The organism is Synechocystis sp. FACHB-908, from assembly GCF_014698595.1.
Lineage (GTDB): Bacteria > Cyanobacteriota > Cyanobacteriia > Cyanobacteriales > Microcystaceae > Synechocystis.
The window spans coordinates 133,315-148,510 of the sequence record NZ_JACJTH010000037.1 but is presented as its reverse complement, the minus strand read 5'-3'; the positions used below and the strand labels follow the sequence as shown (position 1 = coordinate 148,510).

Here is a 15,196-nt window from a genome sequence, read left to right as displayed (position 1 = left end):
ATTTATTCTCCATCCAGTGAGTTAATCAAACTAGTCCATATCAAATTTATCTATCTACTTAAAAATTGTTTGCTCCGGTTTACGTGGATAGAATTTTAAGGCGATCGCCGTAATGATCAATGTCAACCAAGCAAGAAGACTGATAAAGTTTGCCCAGATTAAGCCGGTGAATTTGACTTGGATTTGATGTTTGCCTGGACTCAGATTAAGACTGAGTAAATTAAAATCTCGATAATTAGTAAAAAATCCTTTTACTGGTTGATTATCTACCACGACTTGTTGCATTGCAGGATAATACAAAATTGGCAGTTGCACTGTGCCAGCCTCTGCGGGCATTTCAACTGGGCAGTTAGTCACAACTCCCTTTTGGTTACACATTTCCTTAGTTGCATGGACAGGTAGAAGGGTATTTGCGGCGGAAAAATCATCAAAATATAGATGATTCATTCTGATGTAAAGAGGATTGCCGTCAGTGGTTTCTCCCTCTACGATAAATTTTAATTCAAAGGCGTTGCCAGCGAATTTAACGTCGGTGAAAGGAACTTTTACTTTTAATTCTTCCTGGGTCAAAGGAATGGAAGTTAATGGTTGTTGATCAACAAAAACTATTAAATTAGCTTGGCTTTTAATTTTATCCATGGGAACTCTACCCTGTAAAACTAGGGTGGGTTTTTCCGTTTCTGGCCAGGCAGGATAGGGAATATCAACGTCAATGGGTAGGGGGCCATTAATAAATACATCCCAGGAAAGATAGCCGGGAATCCAATCGGGATGGAGAAGTTGCAACTCGGCTTTGCCATATATTTTTTCCACCGCTGATTGGGCTTTTGTGTTAACAGGAACGGCTTTGTTGGGTAAGCGATAGAGATAGTCCAAAGCGCCAGAATAACGAAAAAGGGGATCTTGTAATAATTCTTCTACTGTCACTGTGCCTCGGGGTATGGGTAACCAAGGGCGGCTAGCAATGACAATAATTAAAATACCTAAAATTAAATGACGACTGCGTAATCTTTCTCGAAAAATTAAAATAATTGCCAGTGTGGTTAGCAGTGCCCCGGACCACATTACATGGGTTAAAAAACGAAAAGTAAATTGGGTGACCCACAACTGTCGGGGCAAAAGATTCCAAATATTAACGGGACTCCACGTAAGAAATAAGGCTAGTATAAATACGCTCAGCAAAGGAATCAGCCAGGGCTGCGATCGCCATAAACGCCTAGGTAATGATTTGCCAGCAAAAACAAAGTAAATTACCGTGCCAAAGCCAGCCAAAAGAATCCAACCGACAGCGGGATGAAAACCGTAGGTAGGGGCAATGCCCAGTTCCGTTGGTTGGTGAGGCAGAGAATTGGGGGCTAGTAAATTGGCGATCGGGGTAATATCGGTAGTGTTGAAGGGATTAATGGCTTGAATCTGACGACGAATGGCTAAACTGCCAGATTCCAGAGCCACAGGAGCTAAAAAGTAAAGCGCTAGCAACCAAGCCCAGATGTAGCTCAAACTAATGTAAGTAATCCCTTTTTGCCAATGATTAGGCTTATTTTTGACTAAGAAAATGGCACCTAATAAAGCAATAAAAATAGTTGTGTAAACGAAGGTGATAATATGGGTTAATCCCAGGGCACACCAGGCCAAAGCACCTAAAATTAAATGGCGATAATGGGGATAGTAAAAAGTTTGAATAGCATAAAATAAAACAATGGCTAAAATTCCCTGGGCGATCGCCTCGGTGAAAGCTCCCCTTGCATGGACATTATTAAGAAAATAGGGGGCGGACATATAGGTCACTCCCCCTAAAATAGCGGCAATTTGGGAACGGGTGAAGAAAAACCCAACCCGATAGATGAAAATCCCCCCCAACCATAGGGCAGACCAAAGCAAAATTTTATAGGCAGTGTAGGGATTAGTGGGAGTCAAAAATTTGTAAATTATTGCCCCGAAAAAATAGGGAAGTTGACTATAAAATTGAAATCCAGGATAACGGAAACCAAAATTTTCTAGAGGGGCCACCCGTAGGGGAAATTGTCCTTCCTCTAGGGCCATTCGCCCTTGGACAATGTAGCCGATGTGGGAAGTGTGGTCATTAATGGAGAAAATTATCTTGGTCGATGCCATAGGGGCCATCCAAGCCAAAGCAATTAGCCCTAGCAAAACATAGGTAAGAATGGCAATACGATTTTTATAGTTAAAAGTGCCAATTTTTCGCCAAATTGCCATGGTGGTAACGGGTTTAATCAAATCAAATAAATATTGACGAAACGTTACCCCAAAAAGTAATAAACTCAAGATGATTAAATTACGTCTTAAGGCTTGTAAATCAGCCGCACCAAGCTTTGGTTCTAGAATGCCCCAATAGCCCACTAATCCTAAAGCTAAGCCTGTAATAAGACAAAATAAAGCAAGAATAAAAAAGGGGTTATTTTTCCGAATAACGAGGAATTTTAAGTTTTTAAAAATGCCGACTTCCTGATAGAGCAGAAAAAATCCAATCAATAAAATAACAGCCAAACCAAAACCGATTATAGGAATTAGCATTAGATCCAAGAATGACTCAGTTAGGGGCATTTCGGGTGACCGATAACGCCACATAATATCACAGGGGATTGCATTTTTTAGCTGACCCTAGATGGGGTTGATTTTTGTGGGAGAATGTTAGCCAACCTGAGGATAAACCATCGGATTTTTTGGGAAACGCCCCTATGCAAAAATTTTTTAAACAATTACGTCGCAAGCTTTTTGGCCTAGATGAGCAGGAAGCAGCCATGCTCAGGGCGATCGCCGACACCAATGATTTGATTGCTGGTTTACAAAAATCCTTTGATCATCTCCATTTGGATTACAGCCGGGCTTTAGTGGAAATTGTTGCCCAGAGCCAACCCCAGACTACCCTAAGCTGTGAAATTAATGGGGTTCCCCTCAGAGTTCCGGTGGGAATTTTACGGGCCTATGCCCATTGCTTGGAAACGTCCCAGGAATTTAGTTTTACCTATTGCATAGAAAGCCATTGCGTTCAGTGGCTGGGGCAGCATCTACGGCCCGGGGACGTGTTTTTTGATGTGGGGGCGGCCTACGGGGTGATTAGTATTCCCTTGGCAGAAATTGTTGGTAATAACGGCCATATCTATGCCTTTGAGCCCGCTCGCCAAACCCGTCAAAGCCTTGAACAAATCGTTAAGGGCAACCACCTGGAAAATATTACAGTTCTTCCCCTGGCGATCGCCGATGAAACGGGGGAAGCGGAATTCATTGAATATAGTACTGATAACCGTTTTTCCTGGGCGGCGGACACTTCTACCTTGGCGAAAGATGTGGAGCCTAGCCTAGATAATTATGCTACCTACGCAGTGGAAATCACCACCATTGATAAATTTGCCGGGGAAAACAATCTCAGCCCCAAAGCGATCAAAATTGATATTGAAGGTTTTGAACTGTATGCTCTCCAGGGGGCCATGGAAACATTAAAAACCTGTCGCCCCTATCTTTGCATTGACATCCACGCTGATGTGAAAACCAAACAATCGGCATTGTTGGGAGTCCAACCGTTGTTAGAGGGATTGGGTTACCGTTGCAACAGCGATGGCCATACTCTGTTTGCTAGTCCTGTGTGATCCCTATTAACCAATTAATTATCATCGTGGCTTTGGCTGGACAAACTTGCAGAGGGACAACCGGCCAGATAAAATTAGCCCCAGTTCTGAGAACCATTGGCACAGGCCTCTATTAAAATCCTGAATTATGAACGTTTAGGAAAAATACAGGCGCTCTGACCCTTTCTCAGCTTATTTTTACCGAATTTTTGGCTAAATTAACGGTGTCAACCTCTTTTTCCAGTGCCTATCGTTTGGCGGTGCTAGTTCCTTGCCGTAATGAAGCTTTGACCATCACCCAGGTTGTGACTGATTTTCGCCAGCAGTTGCCCAATGCCGCCATCTACGTTTACGACAATTGTTCCACCGATGACACCGCCACCGTCGCCCAGCAAGCAGGGGCCATTGTTCGTTACGAGAAACAACCGGGTAAAGGCAATGTGATCCGCCGCATGTTTGCTGATATTGAAGCGGATATTTACATTTTGGTGGATGGGGACAATACCTATGAAGCCGAAGCGGTGGGTAGATTGATTGATCGCCTGATTAATGAGCAATTGGATATGGTGGTGGGGGCTCGGCGATCGGAGGTTAAGGACAAGGAGGCCTACCGTTTTGGCCACCGCAGTGGTAACCAACTATTAAAGGGCATTGTGGAATTACAATTTGGGGCTCGGTTGGACGATATGTTGTCGGGCTACAGAATTTTTTCCCGCCGTTTTGTTAAATGCTTCCCAGCTATTTCCAACGGATTTGAAATTGAAACGGAATTAACTATCCACACCCTAGAACTACGTCTGCCCTTTGCCGAAGAACCAGTGTTATACCAATCTCGCCCTTCTGGCTCCGAAAGTAAGTTAAACACCATTAGCGATGGCTTTCGGGTTTTGGGTACCTCCTTTTTACTGATGAAGGAAACCCGCCCATTCCTCTTTTTTGGTGTGTTCTTTGCCCTCTTTTCCGGGTCGGCGATCGCCTTAATGTTGCCGGTGGTATTTACCTATCTGGAAACGGGTCTAGTACCGAGATTTCCCACAGTCATCATTGCCGCTTCTTTAATGTCCTTGGGCTTTGTCTTTTTCACCTGCGGCCTAATTTTAGATTCCGTTGCCCGGGGAAGACGGGAGCTTAAGCGCATGGCTTATCTCAGAATTCCCAGGGTCGAAATTAAGGAGGTCTAGGAGCCAATTAAATTCCCTCGACAGTTAGCTCCTAGGAAAATATCAACCATCGCTGCCAGCCTCCTGATTTTTCAGCAACGGAAAAGCAATTACATCTCGAATACTGGGGGAATCGGTCAGCAACATCACCAGGCGATCGATGCCTATGCCCAAGCCACCAGTAGGGGGCATGCCGTATTCCAACGCTGTGAGGAAATCTTCATCAACGCTGTGGGCTTCCAAATCCCCTGCCGCTTTTTTAGCCGCCTGGGCTTCCAACCGACTCCGTTGATCAATGGGGTCTGTCAGCTCGGAAAAACTATTGGCCAATTCCCGACCGTAAACAAATAGCTCAAACCGTTCCACCAGCCCCGGTTTACTGCGATGGGGCTTAGCGAGGGGAGAAATTTCCACCGGGAAATCGATGATAAAAGTGGGTTGCATCAACGTCCCTTCCACTTTTTGCTCAAAAGCATGGTTTAACAAATGCCCAAGGGAAGGACAATCTTCCGGCACACCAATGCCCGCTTTTGTGGCCGCTTGTTTGGCCGTTTCCAGATCTGTAAATTGGCTAAAATCTATCCCTGTTTCTAACTGCACCGCTTCGTGCATGGTGATGCGTTTCCAGGGAGGGGTGAGGTCGATTTCTTCCCCTTGGTAGGTAATTTTTAGCGTGCCTAATACTGCTTGGGCGGCGGTGGTGACGAGGGCTTCGGTTAAGGCCATCATCTCGTTATAGTCCACGTAGGCTTGATAGACCTCAATGGAGGTAAATTCAGGATTATGCCTGGTGGAAACCCCTTCGTTGCGAAAAATTCGCCCCAACTCAAAAACCTTTTCAAAGCCTCCCACCACCAATCTTTTCAGATGTAATTCCGTAGCAATGCGGAGATACAGGGGCATGCCCAGGGTGTTGTGATGGGTGATAAAAGGCCGAGCTTCTGCGCCCCCGGATTCCCCCTGTAAAACTGGTGTTTCAATTTCGATAAAGCCCTGTTTATCCAAGTAACGGCGGATGGCGGCGGTAATCTGGGCCCGGCGGCGGAAAGTTTGCCTTACGGTGGGATTAACGATTAAATCCACGTAACGTTGGCGGTAGCGTTTTTCTGTGTCAGTCAAACCATGCCATTTATCCGGTAGGGGCAGTAAAGACTTAGTTAATACAGCGTAGGTTTGCACATAAACCGATAATTCGCCTTTTTCCGTGCGTTTGAGGGTGCCGGTTACCCCCAAAATATCCCCCACATCGGTGATTTTTTTCAACAAGTTAAAAGCATTTTCCAACTCCGGCATATGTTCCGTCAGCCGTTGCTTTTCCAAATAAAGTTGGATGGTGCCGCTTTCGTCCTGGAGAGTAAAAAAGGCTAATTTTCCCATCACCCGCCGTGCTAAGATTCGGCCGGCGATCGCCACTTTGAGGTCCACTTCTTCGCCGTTGCTTAGATCCCGATAGGTTTCCTGTAAATCCTGAGCTTGGTGGGTAATTTCCCAGGTGTAGGCATAGGGATTGAGGCCGAGTTGCCGCAATTGTTCCGCTTTTTCAAGCCGGGTGGCACGGATTTCTTCAAGGCTGGAGTGGGAATGGGAATCGGCCATAGTGGAGTAAACGGGAAAAATTGAAATGAAATGATATTAAATACTAATAAACTATCTACTTCATGTTGGCCCTGGTATCCTGCACCGCAATCCAAAAGAAAAGGGCTGTCAGGGGAATACTGCCCAACAAAATGGCCGTGGTGGTCGTACTGCCCAATTCCGGTTGCCCCGATGACAGTTCAAATACGCAGCCCACGGCGGCGATCGCCGACACACAGGAAAGGAGCAGAAGAATACCACTTTTAGGGGTCACAGAAAAATAGCCTCCGGAACAATGGAACGGACAACAGTTCAGTTTACCGTTAAGCGGGGGCTAGGGTTGAGCCAGGGAAGTGAAGACTTTTTTCAGATGGCCTGCTAACTAAGACTCAAGCGACGGGCTTAACCGCCTGCATAGAAAAACCTTCTTTCTTCAAAGATTCTGCTAAGGCTAAAGGATTATCCACCCGGTCCACAAACATAACCCCATTCAGATGGTCCATTTCATGTTGAATTACCCTGGCGGTTAGCTCAGCAAAAAGGCGTTTTTGGGGCCGGCCATGCTCATCTTTGTAGGTCACTTCGATCGCCCGGGGCCGGGTCACATCCATGTAAACATTGGGCACACTCAGACAACCCTCTTCCACCACACAAAGTTCTTCGCTAGTGCGGGTAATTTGGGGATTAATCATAATCAAAGGCGGTTCATCGGGCTTATCCTGTTCACAATCCACCACCAAAAGTTGTTTGTTAATACCCACCTGGGGAGCAGCCAACCCGATACCATTGGCACTGTACATAGTCTGCAACATCTCCTTGGCCAATTTGCGAATGCTGTCATCCACCTTGGCAATGCGCTTGGCCGGTTGTCGGAGCACCTTGTCCCCTAGGTAATGAAGTTCTAAAGGGGGACGATCAACTTTTTGCTTTTCAACGAGGATGGTGGCAGTCATGGACGTTCTACGGGCCTATCTCAACAATGGGGTCTTGGACTACATCTTAACAAAATCACGGCCTGGACAATTTTCGCTATGGTTTAAAAGGTTTGCTTACCGTTGCCCGTTTGACTAGTTACACATCCTATGAATTTTTTGCTCACCAATGACGATGGCATTGATGCCCCTGGTATTGAAGCTCTCTATGAAGCCCTTGGTAAAAGGGGGGTGTGGGTGGCTCCCAAAAATCAACATTCCGGCTGTGGCCATAAGGTGACCACTGACCAGGCGATCGCCGTGGAACAAAGAGGCAAAAATCGTTACGCAGTGGACGGCACTCCGGCGGACTGTACCCGGTTGGGAGTAGTTCATTTTTATCCAGAAGTGGATTGGGTTATTGCCGGCATCAATGCGGGGGGCAATATGGGCATTGATTCCTACCTATCTGGCACAGTGGCGGCGGTACGGGAGGCGGCTATCCTTGGCCATAAGGCGATCGCCATTTCCCACTGGATTAACAAACCCCGCACCATTAACTGGGCCTGGGCTTCCCATTGGGCCAATGCTGTCTTCAATACCCTTTGGCAACAGGATTTACCCCCCCAACATTTTTGGAACGTTAACTTACCCCATTGGCAAAGTGGCGACCCGGAACCGGAGGTTATTTTTTGTGAACCCAGTCGGGATCCTCTGCCCGTGGCATTCACCATAGAAGGATCGAATTTCTTTTATCGGGGGGAATATAGCCAGCGACCACGGCAACCCGGCTCCGACATTGACGTTTGTTTTTCCGGCAACATTGCCATCACTCAGTTGAGAGTTTAAGCCGATAAGATATAAGCAAAGTTGCCCATTTTAGGAAACTTAAGCAAAGCAAATGGTTATCGCCCCCCATCGCACTATTATCTACCCCGACAGCGACGGTCAACCCATGGCAGATAATACTGAACAATTCCAGTGGATTGTTTTACTCAAGGAAAATCTGGAGTGTCTTTTTGCCCAGGACGACAATGTTTTCGTAGCCGGGGACCTACTCTGGTATCCCGTGGAAGGGCATCCTGAAATCCGTGTAGCTCCCGATGCCATGGTGGCCCTAGGGCGGCCCAAGGGGAAACGCGGTTCCTACCGCCAATGGGAGGAAGACAATATTGCTCCCCAGGTGGTCTTTGAAATCCTCTCTCCCGGCAATCGTGCTAAGGAAATGATTCGCAAATTACAGTTTTATGAACGCTACGGGGTGAATGAGTATTACGTTTATGACCCCGATGACAACGAATTAACCGGACTGCAGCGGGGAGAGAACGGATTAGAGGTGATTGAGACCATAGAAGATTGGACTAGCCCCCTCCTGGGCATTCGCTTTTTCCTCACTCCCGATACCCTGCAGATTTATTATCCTGACGGACGCAAGTTTCTTACCACGGTGGAGCTTGATCGAGAAATGGTCAAAGAAAAGCAACGGGCTAACGAAGAACAACAAAGGGCCGATCGCCTAGCGGCCAAGCTGAAGGAATTAGGCGTTGATCCTGAGGAAATTTAAGTTCTTGGCCGTAACTGTTACATCCTGCAACAAAGAGATTAGCTGCCAGTGAACTTAGTCTGTCCCGTTCCCCTTGATCGTTATCCCCAGGTACTGTTAGCCCACGGCGGCGGCGGTAAGTTGAGCCAACAATTACTTAAGCAAATTTTTTTACCGGCCTTTGGCGCTTCTGAAACGGGTAGTCATGATGCGGCGGTTTTTACTGCCAACCAAAGTTCTTTAGCTTTCACCACCGACTCCTATGTGATCAATCCCCTCTTTTTTCCTGGGGGCGATATTGGTTCTTTGGCAGTCCACGGCACCGTTAATGACCTAGCCATGGCCGGCGCAACCCCTCGCTATATCAGCGTTGGTTTTATCCTCGAAGAAGGATTGCCCATGGAGACCCTCTGGCGGGTGGCCCAATCCCTAGGGCAAGCGGCCCAAAACTGTGGGGTGGAAATTCTTACCGGTGATACCAAAGTGGTGGACCGGGGTAAGGGAGACGGCATTTTCATCAACACCAGCGGCATTGGTTCCCTCGACCATCAACAAACTATCCATCCCAATCAGGTACAGGTAGGCGATCGCCTAATTTTGAGCGGTGATTTGGGACGTCATGGCATGGCCATTATGGCAGTGCGCCAAGGATTAGAATTTGAAACCACCATTGAAAGTGATTCGGCCCCGGTTCACAGAGAAGTGCAGGCATTATTGTCGGCAGGGATCCCAATCCATTGTCTGCGGGATTTAACCAGGGGGGGATTAGCCAGTGCGGTTAATGAAATTGCCCAAACTTCCGGGGTAACCATGGCTTTACGAGAAACGTTAATCCCGGTGGAGGCCGAAGTACAAGCCGCCTGTGAACTGTTGGGTTTTGACCCCCTCTATGTGGCCAATGAGGGAAGATTCCTGGCCATTGTGCCCCCGGAAGCAGAACAGAAGACCGTGGAAATTTTGCAAACTTTCCATCCCCAAGCTACGGCGATCGGTACAGTAACAGGCAAAAGTGCACAAACCTTGGGGTTAGTCAGTTTGGAAAGTTCCATTGGTGCCCCCCGGTTGCTAGACATGATCAGTGGGGAGCAATTACCCCGTATTTGTTAGGACTCCAATCCCCAAGCCCTAGACTGAAAACCATAGCCCAAAAATATCGCCTTGCCTTAGGGATATGATGGGGAAAGGCCGATCAACCCGATCGCCAGATTTTTCTTGTTCAGTTACTCTTCTCCCAACCCATGGCCATCAAACCCCAACCCCAATGGCAACGTCGCCTTGCTAGCGTCCTGCTGTGGGGCTCCACCATTTATCTGTTAGTGAACTTGCTTGCCCCGGCATTATTTCGCTCCCAACCGCCCCAGGTGCCCTACAGTCTTTTCATTGACCAGGTGGAAGGGGACAAGGTAGCCAGCGTTTACGTAGGACAAAACGAGATTCGCTATCAACTCAAACCGGAAGCAGAGGATGAGGGGAAAGAAAAAGCCGCCGAGGGGCAAATTTTAAGAACTACTCCCATTTTTGATCTGGAGTTACCCAAGCGCTTGGAGGCCAAGGGCATTGAGTTTGCGGCCGCTCCCCCAGCGAAAAATTCTTGGTTTGGCACCCTTTTGAGTTGGGTTATCCCTCCGCTGATTTTTGTTGGTATTTGGTCATTTTTCTTGAACCGCAATAATAACGGTGCTCCCGGTGGGGCTTTGGCCTTCACTAAAAGTAAAGCGAAAGTTTATGTGGAAGGGGACTCCACTAAAGTCACCTTTGACGACGTGGCCGGGGTGGAAGAAGCCAAAACGGAATTGAGCGAAGTGGTGGATTTTCTCAAATTTCCCCAACGTTACACCGCCCTGGGAGCAAAAATTCCTAAAGGCGTATTGCTAGTCGGGCCTCCCGGCACAGGCAAAACCCTACTGGCTAAAGCGGCGGCGGGGGAAGCAGGGGTGCCATTTTTCATCATTTCTGGTTCTGAATTTGTGGAGTTATTTGTGGGCGCAGGGGCCGCCAGGGTGCGGGATTTATTTGAGCAAGCCAAAAAACAAGCCCCTTGCATTGTCTTCATTGACGAATTGGATGCCATTGGTAAATCCCGGGCCAGCGGCGCTTTTATGGGTGGTAACGATGAGCGAGAACAAACCCTCAACCAACTGCTGACGGAAATGGATGGGTTCAGTGCGGCGGGGGCAACGGTGATTGTATTGGCGGCCACTAACCGCCCGGAAACCTTGGATCCAGCTTTACTGCGTCCTGGCCGTTTCGATCGCCAGGTATTGGTGGACCGGCCAGATTTGGCGGGCAGGCTGAAAATTTTAGAAATTTATGCCAAGAAAATTAAATTGGACAAAGAGGTGGAATTAAAAAATATTGCCACCCGTACCCCTGGTTTTGCCGGGGCTGACTTGGCTAACTTAGTCAACGAAGCGGCACTGCTAGCCGCTAGGAATAAGCAAGATAGCGTTACCGAAGCCGATTTCCGCGAGGCGATCGAACGGGTGGTGGCTGGCTTGGAGAAGAAAAGTCGGGTGCTGTCGGATAAGGAGAAAAAAATTGTTGCCTACCATGAAGTGGGCCACGCACTAGTGGGAGCAGTGATGCCCGGCGGTGGTCAGGTGGCGAAAATTTCCATTGTGCCCCGGGGGATGGCCGCCCTGGGTTATACCCTACAGATGCCCACAGAAGACCGCTTTTTGTTAAACGAGTCTGAGCTACGGGACCAAATTGCCACTCTGCTGGGGGGAAGGGCCGCCGAAGAAATTGTTTTTGACAGCATCACCACTGGCGCGGCCAATGATTTACAACGGGCCACGGACTTAGCAGAACAGATGGTCACCACCTATGGCATGAGTAAGGTTTTGGGCCCCCTCGCCTACGATAAAGGTCAGCAAAATAACTTTCTGGGGCAGGGCATGGGTAATCCCCGGCGCATGGTCAGTGACGACACTGCCAAAGAAATTGACCTAGAGGTCAAAGAAATCGTTGAGCAGGGCCATAACCAAGCTTTGGCAATTCTGGAGCACAATCGAGATTTACTAGAGGCGATCGCCGAAAAAATTCTTGAAAAAGAGGTCATTGAAGGGGAAGAACTACATCACCTATTGGGCCAGGTTCAAGCTCCTGGCACCCTAGTGGTATAAGGAACTTGCTTTTTTGCTCCCTTTAAAAACCTGTTTGCAAAGTTCCAGTTTGTTCCCTAAATCTCCCCGCTAAAGCTCCGGCCATGGCACGTTATCCATGGCGGCTTTTGAGTGGGAATAGAATAAGCAACTAACCTAGACAGTTCTAGCATTCCCTCTGTAATTAACGCTTCCGGACCAGGGCATATTGTTTTTATAATCTGAGTTTTTTGTGACTAATCCCTTTCTGAATTTGACCTACGAACCTGCTTTAGAATCCTTGGGCAATGAATTTTTTGACCCAGTGTCAGCAGCGACTTTTCCTGAGCATAAACTGAGATTCCGTAACGATCGCCTGTTGCCCATGTTGGGTCTGGAGCCAAGTCAGGTTAAGGATGATAATTTCGTTGAAGCTTTCGGTTTATTCCATGGGGTAAGGCCATTTTTAGCTCTGCGTTACCACGGTTACCAATTCGGTGAATATAATCCTAATTTGGGTGACGGTCGGGGTTTTCTCTACGGCCAAGTGCGGGGAGTAAACGGGGAATTATTCGATTTTGGCACCAAAGGCTCTGGCCAGACTCCCTATTCCCGGGGCGGTGATGGCCGCCTAACCCTCAAAGGTGGGGTAAGGGAAGTGTTGGCCGCTGAGGCGTTGCATCGTTTGGGGGTAAAAACTTCTCGTTGTCTGAGTTTAGTGGAAACGGGGGATTCCTTGTGGCGGGGGGATGAGCCTTCCCCTACTAGGGCGTCGGTAATGATCCGCTTTAGCCGTTCCCACATTCGTTTTGGTACTTTTGAGCGACTCCATTACCATCACCAAACGGAACAGATTGCACAACTACTGGATCACGTAATTGTAACCTACTATCCAGAGGTTTCTGGCTCCAACTCCGATGATTCAGCCCATATTGCTTTTTTCCGAGTTTTGGTGGAGCGGGTGGCCAAGTTGGTGGCCCAATGGATGGCGGCGGGATTTTGCCATGGGGTTTTAAACACGGACAATATGTCCATCACCGGGGAAAGCTTTGATTACGGCCCCTATGGTTTTGTGCCCACCTACGATTTAAATTTTATTGCCGCCTATTTTGACTATGGTGGTCGCTACCGCTTTGGTAATCAACCCGCTGTCTGTCGCTGGAATTTGGAACGCCTACAAGTATCCCTAAGTTCCGTCATTCCCAGCAAAGCGATGACAGAGGCATTGGAAGACTACGAAAAAATTTATTTAGGCTACTACATCACCTTAATAGCCCGCCGCCTTGGTATTTCCTCCACCCTTGGCGATCGCCTAGACCCGGAGTTATGGGAAAAATTAGTGGGTCAGACCCTGCAATGTTTAGCCCAAAGCCAATGGAGTTACCCGGACTTTTTTGCCCAATTGCGGCTTAATTTCAGCCCTAGTTGGCGAGACAATGCCGATTTGATTTTGGAAAATGTCGATTTACTAGGGGCAGATTGGTCAACTTGGCGATCGATATACCAACAGGTGTTAAAGCAATTGCCTCCGGAATCCTTGGCGGCAGTGCCCACTGTGCTTGAGCAAGCCAACCCCCTTACCGATCTACTCCGGCCCCGCATTGAAACCGTTTGGCAGGCGATCGCCGAAGATGATAATTGGCAACCATTTAACGATTTGGTGCAGAAACTACAAAGCGGGAATTAATTTTCTCCATGCCCTGGGTCCCTGGGGCCATAGCCTCGAACAGTTTACTCAAAACAACTCAAACTCAATTTGGGTAAACCTTCAGAGTATGATGGGAGGACGTTGTGACCCTCCAGGAGCAAAAAATGTTTGGATTAGGTTGGCCAGAAATTCTGCTGATTTTAGGGGTAGTAATCATCATTTTTGGTCCCAAGAGAATTCCAGAATTGGGGGGAGCGTTGGGCAAAACCCTGCGCGGTTTCAAAGAAGAGTTACAAACCCAAGATGTGGATAGCACTGAAGTAGTGGATGTAGAACTAGGGGAGAACGATCCTGCGGCCGGCAAAAAATAAGCAATAATGAACGTTCTCTTTCTTCACCAAAATTTTCCTGGGCAATTTAAACACCTCGCCCCTGCTTTGGTAGCCCAAGGGCATCAGGTGGTGGCCATGATCATGCAAAAAAATGCATCTCCCCAATGGCAAGGGGTAAAGTTGATCAACTATTTTCCCAATCGGGGCAGTACCCCAAACATTCACCCTTGGTTGGTGGACTTTGAAACTAAAACCATCCGGGCAGAATCCGTTTTTCATCAAGCCCGAAAGTTAAAAGCCCAAGGATTTAATCCCGACGTTGTTATTGCTAACCCTGGTTGGGGCGAAAGTTTATTTGTCAAAGATGTGTGGCCAGAAACGAAATTGGGCATTTACTGCGAATTTTTCTACCATGCGTCCGGCTATGACACCACCTTTGATCCGGAATTTGCCAACGTTGACGAAACAGAGGTCTGTCGCATTCGCTGGAAAAATATCAACCATTATCTCCATTTTGACATTGCCGACGGTGGCCTGGCGCCTACCCAATGGCAAGCGGATTCCTTTCCCGAACCTTTCCGCTCCAAGCTGACAGTTGTCCACGACGGCATTGACACCGATATTCTGCGTCCCAACGCCGATGCCAACTTAACTTTTAATAATCAAATCACCCTCAACCGCAGCGACGAGATCATTACCTTTGTCAATCGCAACCTGGAACCCTACCGGGGCTACCACAGTTTTATGCGTTCCCTGCCGGAAATTCTCACTAATCGTCCCCATGCCAAGGTTTTAATTGTGGGCGGCAATGGGGTGAGTTATGGAGCCAAGCCCCCAGGCGATCGCCCTTGGCGGGACATTTTTCTCGACGAGGTTAAACCAAAACTAACGCCAGAACAGTTAAGTCGTCTGTATTTTCTCGGCACCATTCCCTACAACTATTTCATTAATCTGCTACAAATCTCCACTGTCCACGTTTACCTCAGTTATCCCTTTGTGCTGTCCTGGAGCTTACTGGAATCCATGGCCTGTGGCTGTGCGATCGCCGCTAGTAATACAGCCCCAGTGCGGGAGGTGATCACCGATGGCGAAACGGGACGGTTAGTGGACTTCTTCGACTACTCAGCCATCGCCACAACTATCTGCCAGTTATTAGAAGACAAAGAGGAGAGACAAAGGCTAGGAATCAACGCCCGCCGCCTAGTCCAGGCTAAATATGACCTACAGACCATCTGCCTACCCCAACAATTACAGTGGCTAGAGAATCTGGTTTCTCCCCAGCATTAACGAGCGGGGAAATTGTGTTGTTTTTGTTTGTGAACTGAATAGTTCTGCGAAAAACCCCGCCAATTTTGCG

General features: G+C 47.9%; 13 protein-coding genes. 9 read left to right on the top strand and 4 right to left on the bottom strand.

Annotated elements, in window-relative coordinates; translation table 11 throughout:
- Positions 1–54 precede the first annotated feature (54 nt).
- Complete coding sequence (locus H6G46_RS14095; protein ID WP_223211348.1) at positions 55–2,535, bottom strand: hypothetical protein; 2,481 nt, start codon at positions 2,533–2,535, stop codon at positions 55–57.
- A gap of 164 nt (positions 2,536–2,699) precedes the next feature.
- On the opposite strand from H6G46_RS14095, the gene H6G46_RS14090 reads away from it, so the two are divergent.
- Both H6G46_RS14090 and H6G46_RS14085 read left to right on the top strand, forming a co-directional pair.
- The gene (locus H6G46_RS14090) at positions 2,700–3,608 is read left to right on the top strand and encodes an FkbM family methyltransferase (protein WP_010872115.1); all 909 of its coding nucleotides are present in this window, start codon (positions 2,700–2,702) and stop codon (positions 3,606–3,608) included.
- A 203-nt stretch (positions 3,609–3,811) separates the two neighbouring features.
- On the top strand, positions 3,812–4,768 hold the full coding sequence (locus H6G46_RS14085) for a glycosyltransferase family 2 protein (protein WP_010872114.1): 957 nt from the start codon (positions 3,812–3,814) through the stop codon (positions 4,766–4,768).
- Positions 4,769–4,810: 42 nt separating this feature from the next.
- On the opposite strand, the gene lysS is transcribed toward H6G46_RS14085, so the two are convergent.
- The 3 genes from lysS to def form a co-directional block, all read right to left on the bottom strand.
- Complete coding sequence (gene lysS, locus H6G46_RS14080; protein WP_010872113.1) at positions 4,811–6,343, bottom strand: lysine--tRNA ligase; 1,533 nt, start codon at positions 6,341–6,343, stop codon at positions 4,811–4,813.
- A 55-nt stretch (positions 6,344–6,398) separates the two neighbouring features.
- A complete protein-coding gene (locus H6G46_RS14075) occupies positions 6,399–6,596 on the bottom strand; it encodes a hypothetical protein (protein WP_010872112.1) in 198 nt (65 codons plus the stop codon).
- A 115-nt stretch (positions 6,597–6,711) separates the two neighbouring features.
- Complete coding sequence (gene def / locus H6G46_RS14070) at positions 6,712–7,275, bottom strand: peptide deformylase (RefSeq protein ID WP_010872111.1); 564 nt, start codon at positions 7,273–7,275, stop codon at positions 6,712–6,714.
- Positions 7,276–7,404: 129 nt separating this feature from the next.
- Between def and surE the strand changes: the two genes are divergently transcribed.
- From surE to H6G46_RS14035, 7 genes are all read left to right on the top strand, one after another.
- A complete protein-coding gene (gene surE / locus H6G46_RS14065; protein WP_010872110.1) occupies positions 7,405–8,082 on the top strand; it encodes a 5'/3'-nucleotidase SurE in 678 nt (225 codons plus the stop codon).
- A gap of 52 nt (positions 8,083–8,134) precedes the next feature.
- Positions 8,135–8,797 (top strand): Uma2 family endonuclease, encoded by a 663-nt coding sequence (locus H6G46_RS14060; protein ID WP_010872109.1) that lies wholly within the window; start codon positions 8,135–8,137, stop codon positions 8,795–8,797.
- A gap of 48 nt (positions 8,798–8,845) precedes the next feature.
- Positions 8,846–9,883, top strand: coding sequence for a hydrogenase expression/formation protein HypE (hypE, locus tag H6G46_RS14055; RefSeq protein WP_010872108.1), 1,038 nt, complete (start codon positions 8,846–8,848; stop codon positions 9,881–9,883).
- Between the two features lie 131 nt (positions 9,884–10,014).
- The gene (ftsH4, locus tag H6G46_RS14050) at positions 10,015–11,901 is read left to right on the top strand and encodes an ATP-dependent zinc metalloprotease FtsH4 (RefSeq protein WP_010872107.1); all 1,887 of its coding nucleotides are present in this window, start codon (positions 10,015–10,017) and stop codon (positions 11,899–11,901) included.
- 211 nt (positions 11,902–12,112) lie between these two features.
- Positions 12,113–13,546, top strand: coding sequence for a YdiU family protein (locus H6G46_RS14045; protein ID WP_010872106.1), 1,434 nt, complete (start codon positions 12,113–12,115; stop codon positions 13,544–13,546).
- A gap of 125 nt (positions 13,547–13,671) precedes the next feature.
- Positions 13,672–13,878, top strand: a complete 207-nt coding sequence (locus H6G46_RS14040; protein WP_041425941.1) for a twin-arginine translocase TatA/TatE family subunit — start codon at positions 13,672–13,674, stop codon at positions 13,876–13,878.
- Between the two features lie 6 nt (positions 13,879–13,884).
- A complete protein-coding gene (locus H6G46_RS14035) occupies positions 13,885–15,126 on the top strand; it encodes a glycosyltransferase family 4 protein (protein ID WP_010872104.1) in 1,242 nt (413 codons plus the stop codon).
- Positions 15,127–15,196: the final 70 nt, after the last annotated feature.